At 47.0% G+C, this 16256-nt stretch carries 13 protein-coding genes and 1 tRNA gene; all 14 read right to left on the reverse strand.

Annotated features, from left to right (window positions below; genetic code table 11):
* Positions 1 to 362: 362 nt before the first annotated feature.
* The 14 genes from QUB20_RS07180 to QUB20_RS07245 all read right to left on the reverse strand — a co-directional run bounded on the left by QUB20_RS07180 (position 363) and on the right by QUB20_RS07245 (position 16226).
* A tRNA-Leu gene (locus QUB20_RS07180) sits at positions 363 to 444 on the reverse strand.
* 603 nt (positions 445 to 1047) lie between these two features.
* Entirely contained in the window at positions 1048 to 1758 is a 711-nt protein-coding gene (locus QUB20_RS07185) for a peptidoglycan-binding protein (protein WP_333249774.1), read from the reverse strand.
* Between the two features lie 540 nt (positions 1759 to 2298).
* Positions 2299 to 2427 carry a hypothetical protein gene (locus tag QUB20_RS07190; RefSeq protein ID WP_333291272.1) on the reverse strand — a complete coding sequence of 43 codons (129 nt, stop codon included), beginning with the start codon at positions 2425 to 2427 and terminating at the stop codon, positions 2299 to 2301.
* Positions 2428 to 2576: 149 nt separating this feature from the next.
* Entirely contained in the window at positions 2577 to 3278 is a 702-nt protein-coding gene (locus tag QUB20_RS07195) for a glycosyltransferase (protein ID WP_333249776.1), read from the reverse strand.
* Between the two features lie 33 nt (positions 3279 to 3311).
* The gene (locus tag QUB20_RS07200; protein WP_445299380.1) at positions 3312 to 3497 is read right to left on the reverse strand and encodes a hypothetical protein; all 186 of its coding nucleotides are present in this window, start codon (positions 3495 to 3497) and stop codon (positions 3312 to 3314) included.
* 250 nt (positions 3498 to 3747) lie between these two features.
* The gene (locus QUB20_RS07205) at positions 3748 to 5271 is read right to left on the reverse strand and encodes a carboxypeptidase M32 (protein WP_333236282.1); all 1524 of its coding nucleotides are present in this window, start codon (positions 5269 to 5271) and stop codon (positions 3748 to 3750) included.
* 79 nt (positions 5272 to 5350) lie between these two features.
* Positions 5351 to 6553, reverse strand: a complete 1203-nt coding sequence (locus tag QUB20_RS07210; RefSeq protein WP_333249780.1) for a tetratricopeptide repeat protein — start codon at positions 6551 to 6553, stop codon at positions 5351 to 5353.
* A 413-nt stretch (positions 6554 to 6966) separates the two neighbouring features.
* Positions 6967 to 7710: a Uma2 family endonuclease gene (locus QUB20_RS07215; RefSeq protein WP_333249782.1), complete on the reverse strand. Its 744-nt coding sequence runs from the start codon at positions 7708 to 7710 to the stop codon at positions 6967 to 6969.
* A gap of 205 nt (positions 7711 to 7915) precedes the next feature.
* Positions 7916 to 9412, reverse strand: coding sequence for a tetratricopeptide repeat protein (locus QUB20_RS07220; RefSeq protein ID WP_333249783.1), 1497 nt, complete (start codon positions 9410 to 9412; stop codon positions 7916 to 7918).
* A gap of 136 nt (positions 9413 to 9548) precedes the next feature.
* Positions 9549 to 10151, reverse strand: a complete 603-nt coding sequence (locus tag QUB20_RS07225) for a Uma2 family endonuclease (protein WP_333249785.1) — start codon at positions 10149 to 10151, stop codon at positions 9549 to 9551.
* A 267-nt stretch (positions 10152 to 10418) separates the two neighbouring features.
* On the reverse strand, positions 10419 to 10937 hold the full coding sequence (locus QUB20_RS07230) for a Ycf51 family protein (RefSeq protein ID WP_333249788.1): 519 nt from the start codon (positions 10935 to 10937) through the stop codon (positions 10419 to 10421).
* A 135-nt stretch (positions 10938 to 11072) separates the two neighbouring features.
* Positions 11073 to 12131 (reverse strand): adenylate/guanylate cyclase domain-containing protein, encoded by a 1059-nt coding sequence (locus QUB20_RS07235; protein ID WP_333236297.1) that lies wholly within the window; start codon positions 12129 to 12131, stop codon positions 11073 to 11075.
* Positions 12128 to 12502 (reverse strand): response regulator, encoded by a 375-nt coding sequence (locus QUB20_RS07240; RefSeq protein WP_333143834.1) that lies wholly within the window; start codon positions 12500 to 12502, stop codon positions 12128 to 12130. The genes QUB20_RS07235 and QUB20_RS07240 overlap by 4 nt, the downstream gene beginning before the upstream one ends.
* Positions 12495 to 16226 (reverse strand): response regulator, encoded by a 3732-nt coding sequence (locus QUB20_RS07245; protein WP_333249791.1) that lies wholly within the window; start codon positions 16224 to 16226, stop codon positions 12495 to 12497. The genes QUB20_RS07240 and QUB20_RS07245 overlap by 8 nt, the downstream gene beginning before the upstream one ends.
* Positions 16227 to 16256 lie beyond the last annotated feature (30 nt).

Raw genomic sequence — 16256 nt, forward strand, 5'->3', positions numbered from 1 at the left:
ATCAATAATTTATAACTCTGCAATTATACATTGTTAGACCTATTTTAGCAATCTTTTCCTATCATTCAACACTTCTGCATCCGGTGCTAAGAAATCAAAATACTCATTAAGTCCCATATCTAAACTTCCTGTTTTAGCCATCTACTATTCTACTGGTGATCGGGAATCCCTTGATTCGCCTGATCGGCATCATCAGAAGTTACAAAATCACAGTCAAGGCTACGCAAATGCTCGAACATTGCGATCGCACAAAGTGTTTTGATCGACCGCCTTACTCGCAAGAGTCAGCGAAAGATTAGCTAAAAACGGGATTCTTGGTTGCATGAACCTCAAACCCTTGATTTATAAAGTATTAGATAGTATGCGGATAAAAGGACTTGAACCTTCACTCCTCTCGGAACCAGAACCTAAATCTGGCGCGTCTGCCAATTCCGCCATATCCGCATTTTGACATTTAAATACTATAACACACAACAGAGCGATCGGTCAATCGATTTTAGATTTTAGATTTTAGATTTTAGATTTAAGAAAGCGATCCACTGATAAATCCGCAGGCTGATGACCACATATAGCCTTTATCACTAACATGAGGTGCTCTCGCGGGCATAGGACATAGGGCATAGGACTCGCCCCCATACCTCACAACGCTTGAGAACCGCTATAGCTCGATCGCCCAACATCGATTTTAGATTTTAGATTTTAGATTTTAGATAGAAGGAAGCGATCCACTGATAAATCCGCAGGCTGATGACCAAATTGCTCGATCGCCCAACATCGATTTTAGATTTTAGATTTTAGATTTTAGATAGAATAAAGCGACCCACTGATAAATCTGCAGGCTGATGACCAAATTGCTCGATCGCCCAATCGATTTTAGATTGTAGATTTTAGATTTTAGATTGAAGAAAGCGACCCACTGATAAATCCGCAGGCTGATGACCCAATTGCTCGATCGCTCAACATCGAGAAACCCGGTCATTTTTGGACACCGGGTTCAATCATGAGTTATCGCCACAGCAATTTTCCGTATTTTTCACTCCTCGTCGCTTACTTTTGGCCCAGCGCCTTCCAGGTTGTGTCGTCCACCATGCCGCTAGCCATCAAACCCTTATACTGCTGAAAGTTCTTGACAGCCGTAGCAGTGCGAGCGCCAAAAATGCCGTCGATCGGGCCCGGATCGTAACCCTGCATTTCCAAACGCACCTGTAGCGTCTTCACCTTGGAACCGACAGCGCCTTTATTTAGAAGAGTTGGAGGATTGCCCGGAACAGCAGCATTGCTCAGAATTGGAGCATTGCTCTGCACAGTTTCAGAAGCCGACGCCGGATCTGCTGCTAAAGCTGTCCAAGTTTCTTTATCCACAATGCCATCTGCGTTCAAACCCTTAGACTGCTGAAAAGCACGAACCGCCGATCGGGTGCGAGAGCCATAGGTACCGTCGATCGTCCCCACCTTGAAACTGTGCACCTGCAAGCGCTGCTGTATGGCTGCAACTTCTGGCCCGTCAGCACCCGCCGAGATAGTTTTTTCCTTTTTCACTGGCGCCTGCTCGCCCGCGTAAAAAGGCTTGTTAAACATATCTGCTTTGGACTTTCCCTCCGGCGATGCTGACGCACCCGGCTCGGCGGGAGCCGTAAAGTCTCTGCGGTACTCTTCCTGCACCAAGGGTTCGGAGTCAAAAGCAGCAATTGCCTTTCGGGTTAAGCCGGGAGCGAGCAGAGCAATCAAGCTGAAAATCGTAACAGTAGTCACACGCATAAATTTCATCCTGTTAGTGAGGTTTGACAAGGTTTCGCTGTTTTCATGTTTCTAAATCTAATTGTATTACCCGGACAGCTTTCTGAGACATATAGCAGAAGCAAGAAGCAAGAATGCCCTTCGACTTCGCGATCGGGTAACAAGAAGTCCGAGAGAAGGGGTAATAGACCGCATTGGTTTAGGCCATTAAGAAAGTTCTAAGCGTCTGGCGCGGTTGCTATATCTGCCCCGGTCTCTAGAATTTCGGCAATCGGGGCATCAGCACTCAGAAGTTGCGAGTTGGAAGTTACCTGTTAGAAGTAGGAGCCGGTTCGCACTATTCCTAATAAACCCGGTTGATTCCGAGATGTTTAGTTACCAAAGCCCATATTTTCGTAGAAACCGGGTTTCTTAGCCTCAGTCCTCTTGTACAAAACCTGCTGTCATTCACAAATATTTACGGGCAGGTTTGGTACAAAGTTGATCCATCAGAGGCGAAGTTTTTTCCTTGAATCCCCCCGTAATATCAATTTCGGTTGTATCTGAGATGTTGCACCATTCTCAATTACTTGTTAGGAACAGGCAAGATGCCTGTTCCACAAGAAAATTCATCTCTTGTGGAATGGGCAGTTTAGGAACAGGCTTTTCGGCCTGTTCCACAAGAAAATTCACTCTTTGTGGAACAGGCATCTTGCCTGTTCTTGAGAATGGTACAACATCTCAGTTGTATCGGAATTATTAAACCCCTCTTGACGCAGAGGATACAGAGAAAGGGAAGAGAGAGATGAATGAATAATTCCGATACCAACGGATTTGATATAAAAAGCAAAACTCGCGACTTATCGATTTGCGTGTTCTGCCAATAAAGCCTTTGCTCTTGGCTTGTAAATGAGATAAAACAGCGATTCTATGTAACGGAGCATATCTTCGCGGTTTTCCTTGGACGAGTAGTTCCAGAAACCGTAAGTCCGGGCCAGTGTCAGCAGCTTGGTAGTGTGAATTTTCCAGGTATACGTGCTGTAAACTCTGTCAATTCCTCGTGTTGAAATTTCATACCAATAGTGGGGATTGTGTTCGCATTTCGATAAAAAATCTAGAATTTTTTGGGCGGTTTCCAGGTGGTTAGTCGGGTTGATATAAAACCCATTTACCCCATCTTGAATGATTTCCAGCGGGCCGCCAAACTGGGTTCCGAAAGTGGGAATCCCGGTAATCATTGCTTCTAGAATTGTCAAGCCGAAAGCTTCAAATAAGGCTGGTTGAACAAATATACCTTGGGCGTCGGCGATTACCCGGTAGATTTCGCCGGACAGGCTTTTGGAAAGCCTCACCCCCAACCAGCGAATTTTACCGTGAAGGTTGTATTGGTCGATAATTGCGTAGAGTTTTTTAATTTCTTCTGCTTCTTCGTAGTCTTCGGTTTCTTCGACCCGCAACTTGCCAGCTACTAGAATTAAGTTGCATTTTTCTTGCAATTCCTGGCTTTTTCCAAACAATTCTGCTAAGCCGGTCAGGTTTTTAATGCGATCGAGCCGGGCCATCGAAAATAAAGGGCGCTTGTGCGGATCGTCGAGTTATCCAAAAACTTGTTCGGGGTCTTCTAGAGTAAACAGCAGTTCGCCCGGCCGATCGCGATCGCCTTGCACCCGGTCTTCTATCCGCGTGTAGGGAAAGTAGACACTTTCGTTGACTCCCGGCGGCACTACGTTGAATTTAGGGAAGATTGATAAAACTGTTCGGGCTTTTCCTATTTGGTGCAGTAGGCAACAAAAGTGTTAACTATATCGTTTCGCAGCAAATATTTGTTGCCCAAAGCGCGTCAATTGCTGGCAAACTGACGCAAGTCGGATTTTTTGTCGCTGGCCATAACAGCCTGAAACAGTTCTGATATAGGTAGCCCCTTAATTTTATATCTTCTTTGAGATTCGCTCTAAGGGGGGGGCGATACAAGTTAGTATCGCCTGTTTTTTTTAGGTAATTTAAAAGCCTGCAATTTTACATTGCTATCCCTCAAATGACATAAAATTCCCCGTATTTGTGGCGAATGTAACGGATAAAGGGATCGATAGTTAAAGGTGAACCGGTAACGCGATCGATCAATTCGACAGCGGTGTATTTACGGCCGTGCTGGTAGATGTTTTGTTTTAGCCAGTTGTGGAGTACGCTAAAATTGCCCCGTTCTATTTCTACGGGAATTTCAGGATTGAGTTTTACTGCTGTTTCGTAGAATTGGGCGCTCATCAAGTTGCCGAGGGTGTAACCTTGGAACATTCCGCCGATCGTACCAACATACCAGTGAACATCTTGCATCGCGCCTTCGCTGTCTGTGGCGGGGACAACGCCGATGTCGGTTCTATAGCGTTCGTTCCAGGCTTCAGGGAGGTCTCGGACTGCTAGTTTTCCCTCTACCATTGCCAATTCTAGGTCAAAGCGGATGGCGACGTGGAGGTTGTAGGTTACTTCGTCGGCATCGGTGCGGATGAGCGATCGCGAGACTTTGTTAATGGCCCGGTAAAATGCGTCAGTGGATACGTGTCCCAACTGTCGCAAAAATATGCCTTGGAGTTGCGGATAGAAACATTCCCAAAAACCGCGGCTGCGCCCGACCATATTTTCCCAAAGTCGCGATTGACTTTCGTGGACGCCGGAGGAAATGCCACCTGCCAGAAGGGTACCTTCAAATTCCGGGGAATTTCCGAGTTCGTAGAGGGCGTGTCCGGCTTCGTGGATGCTGCTGAAGAGTGCTTGATCCAGGTGGTCTTCATAGACGCGGGTGGTAATTCGCACGTCGTCTATGGAGAAGTTGGTCATGAACGGGTGCAGGGTGGTGTCTTGCCGTCCCCGTTGGAAGTCGTACCCCATGCGTTCTACGACTTTACGGGTGAATTCTAGTTGCTGGGATTCTGGGAAGTCTTGGTGCAAGCAGGAGTCGTCGGCGGGAGGTTGCGAGGTGATGGCTTCGACTATCGGCACTAATTCTTGACGCAGTTTGGCGAAAAGCGGGCGCAACAGCGATACTTTCATGCCGTAGTCGCTACGATCGATCAAAGGATCGGCAATGTGTTCGTAGCCGGGAAAAAAATCGGCGTATTGCCTGCTTAATTCTAGGGTTTTTTCGAGATACGGCTCAACGGCTGCGAAGTTGTTGGCTGCCCTGGCCGCGGCCCAAGCTTCGTAGCAGTCGGCTTGGTGGCGGCAGAGTGCGGACATGAAGGTTGCGGGGACTCTGGAGGCGCGATCGTAGTCTCTGCGGGCTATGCGGATCAGGCTGGCTGCGGTGGAGTCGTAGGGCAGGGTTTGTTCGTAGAAACGCAAGTCTTCTAGGAGTTCACCTATTTTTGGATCTGTAAATTTTTCGTGGGATATTTGTTTAAGTGTAGCTAACTGGCGGCCTCTGGCACTTGCACCTTTGGCGGGCATATAAGTTGCTTGATCCCAATGCAGCAGTGACGAGACTGATTCGATGTCATTAACTTCTCTGAGGTGGGCTGCCAGTTGAGCGAATTTTGCTTGAGTTTTGTCTAGGGTTTGCATGATGGGCGTTTATGGTGCTGTTTTGCCTACAAAGGTTGCAGTGCGGCATCCGTATCCATCAATCATAGCTACCCTGAAATCAAGCTAAAAACCGCACTTCTTCCCGTATTGTACGCAATTTAGAGTCATTTTTGCACAATTTCCGGTATTTATGCGGATTGAGTTCGATCGCCTTGGATAAGTTTTCGATCGCCAGCCGGATGCTGGTGGCAACAAGTTCCTGGCTGTTTGTGAGCTCGCCTGCTTCTTTTTCCATGGCGTAAATGCAAGCTTTTTGATAGTAAAGGTTTGGATCGTCGGGTGTGAGTGCGATGATTTTATCGTAGGAGGCGATCGCTTCGGTAAATCGTTGAATTTTTTTGAGGGCGATGGCGCGGTTGTACCAGGCTTCGGTGTTGTCTGGCTGCAACTCTACGGTTTTGTCCCAAGAGGCGACTGCTTCATCAAAGCGTTGTAAGTTGGCGAAGGCTAAGCCACGGTTGTAAAAGGTTTCGCTGTCGTTTGGGTTGAGTGCGATGGCTTTGTCCCAGGATGCGATCGCTGATTCAAATTGTCCCATTTGTGCGATCGCCCTGCCGCGTTTGTTCCAAGCTTCGGCAGAATTCGGCCGCAGTTGCAGTGTTTTGTCGTAGGAGGCGACGGCTTCCGGGTAGAGTTTTTCATCGGCTAGGGCTAAGCCGCGGTTGTACCAGGCTTGATGCAAGTCTGGTTTGAGTTCGATCGCTTTGTCGAAGGAGGCGATCGCGGCTGTATTTTCGTCGGATTTTCTCAGGGCAAATGCTTTGTTGTACCAAGCTTCGCAGTAGTCTGGTTTGATTGCTATAGCTTTCTCGTAGGATGCGATCGCTTCTGATAATTTTTCTAAGCTGACGAGGGTGTTGCCGCGGTTCGTCCAAGCTTCGGGGTAGCTGGGCTTGACTTCGATCGCCTTTTCGTAGGATGCGATCGCTTCTGAGAGTCTGTTGAGCTTCCGCAAAACGTTGGCTCGATTGTACCACGCTTGGGGATTGTTTGGTTTGATTTTTAGGGATTGGTTGTAGGCTGCGATCGCTTCTTCTAGCTGGCCCAATTTTTTGAGGGCTACGCCTTGGTTGTACCAGGCTTCATAAAATTTTGGTTCAAGTTCGATCGCTTCTTCCCAGGATTCGATCGCAGCTTGGAATCGTCCCATTGCTTCTAGGGCGTTGCCGCGTTCGTACCAGGTTTGAGCCTTTTGGGTGTTGACTGCTATGGATTTTTCCCCTGAGTCGATCGGCTTTTCTATGCTGGCTAATTTTTGCAAGGGGTTTCACCTCATTATTTTCTGTCTAATTGATTCTTTTCTTTTTTATATGCGATCTTTTTCGCCTTTGAGTGCTTTCGATCGATCCTATTTGGTTATTTATGGCAATTTTACAGGAATTTGGGGACTTTTTCAATTTTTTTTATTATAATTCTAGAGCTGGGATTGGTAGGTATAGATTAATACTATTTTTTTGAGCTGACCGAAACCATCCAGGATACAAGGCCCCGAATTTATCCGTGGGGTCAATGCTAAAATCTAAAATCTAAAATCTAAAATCCAAAATCGATTGACTGCGTAGAAAAGAGGAAAGGGCGATCGGGCTGACAGGATTACGTTAAAAGCACAAATAACCGCGATCGCCACAAACGACATTTTTCAAACAAACCGGGCTTCTGAGCATTTATTCGGGGTTAAATGCTATCTGGATCGATGTTCAATTCGCGCAATTTAGCTGCTAAACGTTGAGCAATTTGATTGGCTTGTTCGGCCCTTTGATCTGCTTGTTCGGCTCTTTGATTGGCTTGTTCGGCTCTTTGATTGGCTTGTTCGGCTCTTTGAGACTCTTGTTGTAGGCGCTGGCGATCTAATAACCTCTCTTCTTCTAATTCCGCATAGGAAAGAAACTTTTCTCCATTAGGTCGATAAATTTCTAACCCATCTTCTCCCAACTCAAATCGCACACCTAATCTCGGACTAATCCATCCCTCCATCGGCTCAATAACTTCTAAATTTCCCTCAATTCTTTGCCAACCTTCCAGTTCATTTATTTGTGGATCGTAAAGGTAATACTCCTCAACCCCATGACGCTGGTAAAATGAAAGTTTTTTATTCATTTTAGTGTTGCTGTCGTTATGGGAGCGAATCTCAAAAACGACTTGAGGGCCAATATTATCCTCTCGATGTTGTATGTAGGAAGGGCGATCGCCCTTTGGCCTCCCAAATATCACCATCGTATCAGGTGCTTGAGAAATTTCCGGTTTCCCCTCAACTGGATACCACAGTAAATCGGCAGCAACAAAAACGTTTGGGTCATCTTTAAACAGCGATTCGCAACCTTCTTTGATTTTGACAATTAATTCGTATTGAATTGTGCTTTCTGCCATTGGTTGACCGTCGCTGGAAGGATAAATGATTTCTTGGGTTGTGACTTGCATAGTCGTTGTCTCCGAGAAGTATCTAAGTTTAATTGTACTATTTATTCAGATAACCAGGCGGTTGAAACCGCGTCTACACAAACAATCTCCGCCTACGCGGACTAAGAAATAGTGTGTATTTGTGATGCTGTAGGGGCGGGTTCGCCAACAATTTCTGCCAATAACTAACAACCTCATAAACCCGCCCCCACCCAACGACAAATCTCTATCCTTGAATCAAGGTTTGAAATTGAGGGTGCGATCGAATGCTATCAAAATTAGAGTCAGTTTTTGCCATTTCTCGGTATTTGTCAGGATTCAGATTGATGGCTTGCTGCAAATTCTGAATCGCTTGGTCAATCTGACTCTGTAACGCATAGCAGCAAGCTTTATTATAGAATGCTTCGTCATAATCTGGTTTGATTTCTAAGGCTTTGTCGTAGTCGGCTATCGCTTCTTCCCATCTGCCTAAATTAGCTAGTGCAATGCCCCGATTGTTCCAGGCTTCGTATGAATCAGGTTTGATTTCTAAGGCTTTTTCGTAGTCGGCGATCGCTTCTTCAAATCTTCCTAATTTATACATTGCAGAACCCCGATTGTACCAGGCTTCGTGAAAATCAGGTTTGATTTCTAAGGCTTTGTCGTAGTCGGCGGTCGCTTCTTCCCATCTTCCTAAAATACCCAGTGCATAGCCCCGATTAGTCCAGGCCTCGTGAAAATCAGGTTTGGTTTCTAAGGCTTTGTCGTAGGAGGCGAGGGCTTCTTCCCATCTTCCTAAAATACCCAGTGCATAGCCCCGATTAGTCCAGGCTTCGTGAAAATCAGGTTTGGTTTCTAAGGCTTTGTCGCAGGAGGCGAGGGCTTCTTCCCATCTTCCTAAAATACCCAGTGCATTGCCCCGATTGTTCCAGGATTCGTGAGAATCTGGTTTGAATTCTAAGGCTTTGTCGTAAGATGCAATCGCTTCTTCCCATCTTCCTAAATTACCCAGTGCATTGCCCCGATTGCCCCAGGCTTCGTGATAATCTGGTTTGATTCCTAAAGCTTTGTCGTAAGATGCAATCGCTGCTTCAAATCTTCGTAAATAAAGCAGTGCATTGCCCCGATTGAACCAAGCTTCGTAATAATTTGGTTTGAATTCTACGGCTTTGTCGCATGAAGCTATCGCTTCTTCAAACAAGCCTAAACTATTCATTGCATTGCCCCGATTGCTCCAAGCGTAGTCAAAATTTGGTTTGAATTCTAAGGCTTTGTCGTAGGAAGCTACTGCTTCTTCAAATCTTCCTAAGTTATACAGTGAAACTCCCCGATTAGACCATGCTGAGTAATCATCTGCTTTGAATTCTAAGGCTTTGTCGAAGGAGGCGATCGCTGCTTCAGTTCTTCCTAAATAAAGCAGTGCAGTACCCCGATTGAACCAGGCTCCGTGATAGCTCGGTTGGATTTCTAACGCTTTGTCAAAGGAGGCGATCGCTTCTTCCAATCTTCCTAAATTACCCAGCGCACCGCCCCGATCGCTCCAGGCTTGGTGATAATCAGGTTTGATTTTTAAGGCTTTGTCATAGGAGGCTAGCTCTTCTTGAAATTTCCCTGAATTACCCAGTGCAACGCCCTGATTGTAACAGGCTTCGGGATCGGGTTTCATTTCTAAAGCTTCGTCGAAAAAAGCGGTTGCTTTTTCAAACAAGCCTAAGCCTAAATTGTACAGTTCATTCCAATCCATTATTTCTCACCTCATGGCTCAAATTGTGCAAGACTCTCTTGAAATTGCTTAATCCCTTTAATCAGCCGATGAAAATCTTAATAATCTTAAAGGATTTTTTGCAAGTTCAATATTGCTCCAGACTAACACAACCCAACTAGGCTAATAATACCTGAGCCGCCGTCAGCACTAATTCTGGAAAAGTGGGCGAAACAATTTGTTCATTCTCTATAAACTGAGTGCGGTGATATTTGCCTTCAGCATCTAGCGAAAAAACAAATGCCGTCGGATTTTTCGGGTTTCCCAAATACTCTCTTTTGCCAATTGCTAAATAATCAATAATCCAGTATTCAGCAATCCCCAAGCGTTCATGTTCATCTAGCTTATCAACATAATCATCTTCCCAATTAGTTGATACTACCTCCACTGCTAACTGAATCGGCGATTCGAGTGCGGTATAGGATTTGCGTTCATCGCGCCACAAAGTTCGATCGATAACACTGACATCAGGAACTCGTCCTTGTTCTATACCTTCTTTTGTGGTAGTTTTAATCGTGATGCCTCGTTTTACTACATTGTTGAGTTTCAGCCGATCGCACTCTCGATAAAACTGTCTGTCTGTAAATTCAGCCACGTCATCGGGATTTCTGGTAGTTGCCATTTTGACAATCTCTCCGTTCACCAATTCATAAATACCATCTTCCGGGCAAATAGCAATAAATTCGTTAAATTTTAATTTTTGTTTGGTGGTTGCAATCATTTTTTAAATAATCCCTAAAGTTGCAGCCATATCCTCCGGTTCTGCGTTACCAGGCTTTGCTTGGAAACGATTAGTTTCTTAGTCTCGCGTTGCGCGGACTTTGTTTGTGTAGTAGCGATTCCAAATTATTTTTTCATCACTTACGCACTACGACTAAAGAAACCGGGTTTTTTACCGAATCTGCGCGTTACAACGAAGTATTTTTGTAAAAAACCCGGTTTCTGCTCTCCCATGCGTAAGTCCTAAGAATGCTGCAGCACCCTATTTTTAAGCTTGATACTTTTTCAGAATAGCAACTTTTTCGGGGAAGATTTCGATCGCCATTTTGTCATCATAACGAGTCGCGAGCGATCGCCTCACCTCGCCCAAAAACAGCGGCTGCGACAGCCCAGGTTCAGGATGTACCACTGTACGAACCCGGATTGTCATGTAGTCTCTGCCGCGCCCAGAGCGCCCTGGAGAGTACAAATCCGCAGCCGCTTGCTGCATCGTTGCTTCTAATTCCGATTCGGTGATCGTAGGTGGCACGGTAACTACTGTTTGAGCGCCGCCTGTATCGTAAACTAAAGAATAGCGCACCGCACCAGGAATTTCTGTACGAGAAAACAGTCCTAAACCCAGACCGAATATACTCGCAGCAATTACTCCCATAAAGCTGGTCACTCCTACCAATCGGAAGCGAAAACCCCATTTGAAGATAAATGCTATAACTGTTAGAATAGCCAAAGCTGCTGTCAGAATTCCCGCCCATTGGGCGTACATTAAAAGGTTAGAATTTACGCTCATTTGATGATTTGTTGACTGTTGACTGTTGACTGTTGACTGTTGACTGTTGACTGTTGACTGTTGACTGTTGACTGTTGACTGTTGATATTAGTTACCGATGCCCAATGCCCTGTTTGGCCAATGCCCAATGATTAATTAAGCGTTTCGGGCCACAAGCAGATAAGTCATCATATCGCCTTTCCCCTTCACTGGAATCACGCCGCGCTCCTCAAAAACGTACTTACCCCGCAAGCGTTCGTAGGTAGCAACTGTCACCTGAATGCTGCCGGGGACGCCTTGAGATTCCATCCGGGAAGCTGTATTTACCGTATCTCCCCACAAATCGTAAGTAAATTTTTTAGTACCGATTACCCCAGCTTCTACCGGGCCTGTGTGGATGCCGATGCGGATGCTGAGCGGCTGACCTCCCTTGGTACGCATCTTAGTCATTGCTGCTTGAATTTCCAGCGCCATTTCGGCGATCGACTCGGCGTGATCCTCGCTGGGCGTCGGCAAACCGCCAACCACCATATAAGCATCGCCGATCGTCTTAATTTTCTCAAGTCCGTAGCGCTCGGCCAACTCGTCAAAAGCCGAAAAAATTTCGTTGAGCAACTCCACCAATTGGGCAGGCGATAAATGAGCCGAAAGCTTAGTAAAACCGACCAAATCGGCAAACATCACTGTCACCTCAGCGAAACTGTCTGCGATCGTAATTTCCCCGTGTTTCAGGCGCTGTGCGATCGCCCTCGGTAAAATATTTAACAGCAAACGCTCGGACTTTTCCTTTTCCTGAGCCAACTCGTGTAAATAGGCCTGTTCCTTATCCCGCAGCCGCTTCTTTTCCAGACAAGCGCTAATCCGAGCCTTGAGCAATACCGGATTGAACGGTTTAGAAAGATAATCCTCCGCCCCCAACTCTATACACCGAACGATACTGTCGATATCGTCCACCGCCGAAATCATAATCACCGGGATGTAGCGCAACTTTTCGTCCGCCTTCAGATTTTCCAGCACCTGATAGCCGTTCATTTGCGGCATCATAATGTCTAGGAGAACTAAATCAAAAGGATCGCTTCGCAACATTTCCAGAGCTTGCAGACCATCTTCAGCAACAGTCACCACGTGGCCTTGACGCTGAAGTCGGCGGGCCAGCAAATCGCGGTTTACCTCATTGTCGTCAACAACCAGCACGCTGCCCTCGTCACCTTTCATGTCATAGCCTTTTTTAGAAGCAGTTCAATCTTACCCAAAAGTCGAGGAAACTCGACCGGTTTGGTGTCGTAGTCGTCGCAGCCGGCGGCAATACACTTTTCACGATCGCCCGCCATTGCGTGAGCCGTCAGCGCAATCACCGGAATCGTGCTAGTTTCAGAAGCCGCCTTAATTTGCTGCGTTGCTTGCCACCCGTCGAGAACCGGCAGACTCATATCCATCAGAATCAAATCCGGTACTTTCGCGAGCGCCATCGACACTCCCTCAGCACCGTCAACAGCAATAAAGACCTCGTGTCCCTTGCGGGCCAGACGCCTGGAAAGCATATCCCTATTCATTTCGTTATCTTCGACCAACAGGATTTTAGCCATTGGTGTTCTCCTTGCCTTTCGAGTCGTACCTGCGATCGAACCTGTCATTGACTATAGAGCGAACATCGCGCAACAAAGTATCGCAACTGTAGACTCCCTTTTGTAGCACCCGCTCGACGTAGCCGTTTAGCTGCTGGCTTTCGGTCGGTGTCAAATTTTTCCCCGTGATCACAACAATCGGTATAGGATCTCCCGAATGGGATTTGCGAATTTCCCCGATCAACTCAAAACCATCCATTTCTGGCAACATCAAATCCAGTAATATCAGGTGCGGGCGAGCAACTTTTAGCCGATCGAGAGCAGCGCGTCCGCTATCAGCTTCCGTTACTGCCCAGCCTTGTGTTTCTAGTACGCATCGCAGTATTTCGCGCGTGGCAACGTCGTCTTCCACAATTAGAATCTGACAGGTCAAATTGTTACTTGCAACGCCGTCTTGGTCGCGTCGGTACTTGTTCAACAAGGCAGCCAGCCGTTTGCCGTCCACTGGTTTGGTGAGGTAGTCCGAGGCACCCAATGCAAAGCCGAGGCTTTTGTTGCCCACAAAGGATAGCAGGATTACGGGAATTTCGGCAAGGTCAGGATCTGCCTTCAGCGCTGAGAGTACCGCCCAGCCGTCCATTCCGGGCATAATCACATCCAGGGTAATGGCGTCTGGCCGTAGTTGCTTAGCCAGCCGGAGAGCTTGCTCGCCGCCGCCGGCGACTTCTACGTGCAGTCCTTGGCGACTGAGGGCGCGCTGGATTAAATCCCGCGAGATCGGGTCGTCGTCAACTACCAGCACCGTGCCGATAGCGGGGGCGTCGGGAGGGTTTGTGCTGTCGTGGACTTTGTTGGGGATTTCCGGCTGTTTGATGGCGCTGGGCAAGAGCACGGTGAAAGTGGTGCCGGAGCCCAAGATGCTGCTGACTTCTATGCTGCCGCCCATCATTTGACAGAAGCGCTGGCTGATTGCTAGTCCCAAACCGGTGCCGCCGTACTTGCGAGTAGTCGAGGCATCAGCTTGGGTGAAAGGTTGGAAAACTTGCTGCAATTGCTCTTTTGTCATGCCGATGCCGGTGTCGGCGACGCGGAAACTTAAAAATTCGGAGTTGGAAATTAAAATTTGGGAAGATTCCTCTTGATTTTTCATTTTTAATTGTTCATTTTTAAATCTTTCTACTCCGATCGCAATTCTCCCGTTTTGTGTGAACTTGGCAGCGTTGCTGAGCAAGTTAAGCAGCACTTGCCGCACTTTGGTCATGTCCGCGTGCATGGTGTCGAGGTTGTCTGGAAAGTACACTTCTAGGGTATTACCGTTTTTCTCGACCAGCGGCCTGGCCGTGGCAACAGCACTTTCAATTAAGGTATGGATGTCGAAGGTTTCTAAGTAGAGATCCATTCGACCTGCTTCAATTTTAGAGATATCTAGGATGTCGTCGATCATCGACAGCAGGTGTTTGCCGGCGCTGCAGATTTTTTCGAGGTCGGGGACGAAAGCTTCATCGCCCAATTCTTCGGCTTCTTCTTGGAGCATTTCGCTGTAGCCGATGATGGCATTGAGCGGTGTGCGAAGTTCGTGGCTCATGTTGGCGAGAAATGTGCTTTTTGCCCGGTTGGCTGATTCTGCTGCTTCTAGGGCCAACTGCATGGCGGATTCTGCCTGTTTGCGATCGGTGATGTCTTGGACTGTGCCTTCGTAGTACAAAACGCTGCCGCTTTCGTCGCAGATGCTGCGGGCGTTTTCGGAAATCCAGATTGTGCTACCGTCTCGGCGGTATATTTGGGATTCAAATTTTGACACTTGGCCGCGCGCGCCCAATTCGGTCATAAACTCGGCGCGCCGATTGGGGTTCACGTAAAATTGATGGTTGATATCGGTGAGTTCGGCGAGCATTTGGGTACTGGATTCGTAGCCGTAAATTCGGGCTAGTGCGCTATTGCCGCTGAGGTAGTACCCGGAAGGCGTTGTCTGGAATATGCCTTCGACTGCGTTTTCAAAGATGCTGCGGTATTTTGTTTCGGATTGTCTCAAGGCTGCTTCTGCTCGCTTGCGCTCTAGGGCATTGGCGAGCATTTCTCCTACCATTTTTAGCTGTGTGGATATTGTGGATATTTCGGTTGCTCGACCTGCTGTTTGCTTTAAGCCCTCGAATCCGAGAAATCCTACTAGGTTTTTACTACAACCAATTAGGGGAATAATTATCAGCGATTGGATATTTTTTAGCTGTTTTTGTGATTCTAATTTATTGATGGAAGCGCCCATTGCAGGTATTGAGGCGGTTGCTGTTTGATTGACTGTTTGGGATGGGGAGTCTGTCTGGAATTGGGCTGGATTTTTACCGATAAAATAGGCAATTTCGGCTTTTGCTGAGGGCGGGATTTCGCCAATTTCTGGAATATAGAGGCATTCGGCGCGATCGAGCTTTTCTGCAATCCAAGGGATTTGTGCGATGTCTATTGGTTTGTCGGTGCTGTTTTTGACTGCCGGAATGCTTTCGCCGCACCACTCGTAGGTTTTATCGGCGCGGGTTTTGTCGAATGATAACAGGTAGATGTAACTGCGGTCAAACCCGCTCAAGGTGGCGATCGCTTCCAGGGTTTGATCGATACCTTTGTCTATTTCTGATAAGGGCTGGCTGATAAAATGGGTTGACAAACGGGCAATCAATTGAGCGAATTCTATTCGATACTGCAAAGATTGTTCTACTTTTTTGAGTTTTGTAACGTCTCGAAAGCTCCAGACTCTACCGACTGTTTTCGCTCCTAATTTTGAGGGCAACGAATTTAATTCAAGAATTTTCCCGTCTTTAAATTCTAATAATTCGCTGATTTGAGTATCTGAATCTGCCGACACTTTGATCACGTTTTGGAGAAATCTTTGCGGGTCTTTTAATTGTTCCCTGTCGAAGGGGAATCCTGTTTTGATCGTGTTTTTTAGTGTGCCGAAGGTCGATCGGCTCAACTTTCCTTGGCTGGCGGACAAACCCCACATCTCTAGAAAATTCTGATTATAATTACATATATTGCCGTTTCTGTCAACCGCCAAAATTCCTGCATCTGTAGATTTTAGAACTGCTTGCAGTATCGAGAGCGATTGCTTGTGTTCTCTAATGTCAAAAATGTCAAAAAACACCAAGACTGATATTTCGCTGCCCTCAACGGCGGGATGGAAAAAATAGGAAACTGGTAAAATCTTGCCGTCGCGACACAAAAACTCGTCGTCCCAATTGTTGCAAGGTTGACCCGAAGCGATCGCCTGTTGTAAATCTAGTGTAGGTGCGATCGGCCTATCTTCACTCTTGCTTGCCGACTGTTTCGGCTCCGTCAAAACTTGGGATTTGTTGCCTTTGTTTTGCTTCCCGATGCGCTCTAGCAGGGAAACGCCTGCAAGTTCCGACTCTCGCCATCCCAGCAAGCGTTCGGCCTCTGGATTCACCGAGATTACACAGCCCTTTGCGTCAAGGATACACAATCCCGCTCCCCAACTGTTGACACTCGCCCGCAGTCGATCGAATTCTGAAGCTGTTGGAGAGTCTTGAGGAGACTGGGGCGAGTCTGTTAAATCCTTTAACGCCACTGTCTCGTTGTTCAAGCAATCCTGCTGCTGAAGTTCTTGCTGACTCTGAGCTTTGTCATAGCTACAACTTACCTGCTCTAATAAAAGCTGCCACTGCTCAGCAGTGGGAGGAGGAGACTCGCCGACTAAACCGAGCTGTTCGAGTTGGCGCTGGAGGTGGGGGTGCATATTTTCTGGCACTTTGTAGGCAACTTTCTA

The organism is Microcoleus sp. B4-C2, assembly GCF_036705265.1.
In the GTDB taxonomy this organism is placed as follows: domain Bacteria; phylum Cyanobacteriota; class Cyanobacteriia; order Cyanobacteriales; family Microcoleaceae; genus Microcoleus.

Bases quoted from the DNA above. Each gene is read 5' to 3' on its own strand.
- QUB20_RS07185 (WP_333249774.1), bottom strand. From the start codon at position 1,758: ATGCGTGTGACTACTGTTACGATTTTCAGCTTGATTGCTCTGCTCGCT.
- QUB20_RS07190 (WP_333291272.1), bottom strand. From the start codon at position 2,427: ATGCCTGTTCCACAAAGAGTGAATTTTCTTGTGGAACAGGCCGAAAAG.
- QUB20_RS07195 (WP_333249776.1), bottom strand. From the start codon at position 3,278: ATGGCCCGGCTCGATCGCATTAAAAACCTGACCGGCTTAGCAGAATTG.
- QUB20_RS07205 (WP_333236282.1), bottom strand. From the start codon at position 5,271: ATGCAAACCCTAGACAAAACTCAAGCAAAATTCGCTCAACTGGCAGCC.
- QUB20_RS07215 (WP_333249782.1), bottom strand. From the start codon at position 7,710: ATGCAAGTCACAACCCAAGAAATCATTTATCCTTCCAGCGACGGTCAA.
- QUB20_RS07220 (WP_333249783.1), bottom strand. From the start codon at position 9,412: ATGGATTGGAATGAACTGTACAATTTAGGCTTAGGCTTGTTTGAAAAA.
- QUB20_RS07225 (WP_333249785.1), bottom strand. From the start codon at position 10,151: ATGATTGCAACCACCAAACAAAAATTAAAATTTAACGAATTTATTGCT.
- QUB20_RS07230 (WP_333249788.1), bottom strand. From the start codon at position 10,937: ATGAGCGTAAATTCTAACCTTTTAATGTACGCCCAATGGGCGGGAATT.
- QUB20_RS07235 (WP_333236297.1), bottom strand. From the start codon at position 12,131: ATGAAAGGTGACGAGGGCAGCGTGCTGGTTGTTGACGACAATGAGGTA.
- QUB20_RS07240 (WP_333143834.1), bottom strand. From the start codon at position 12,502: ATGGCTAAAATCCTGTTGGTCGAAGATAACGAAATGAATAGGGATATG.
- QUB20_RS07245 (WP_333249791.1), bottom strand. From the start codon at position 16,226: ATGCACCCCCACCTCCAGCGCCAACTCGAACAGCTCGGTTTAGTCGGC.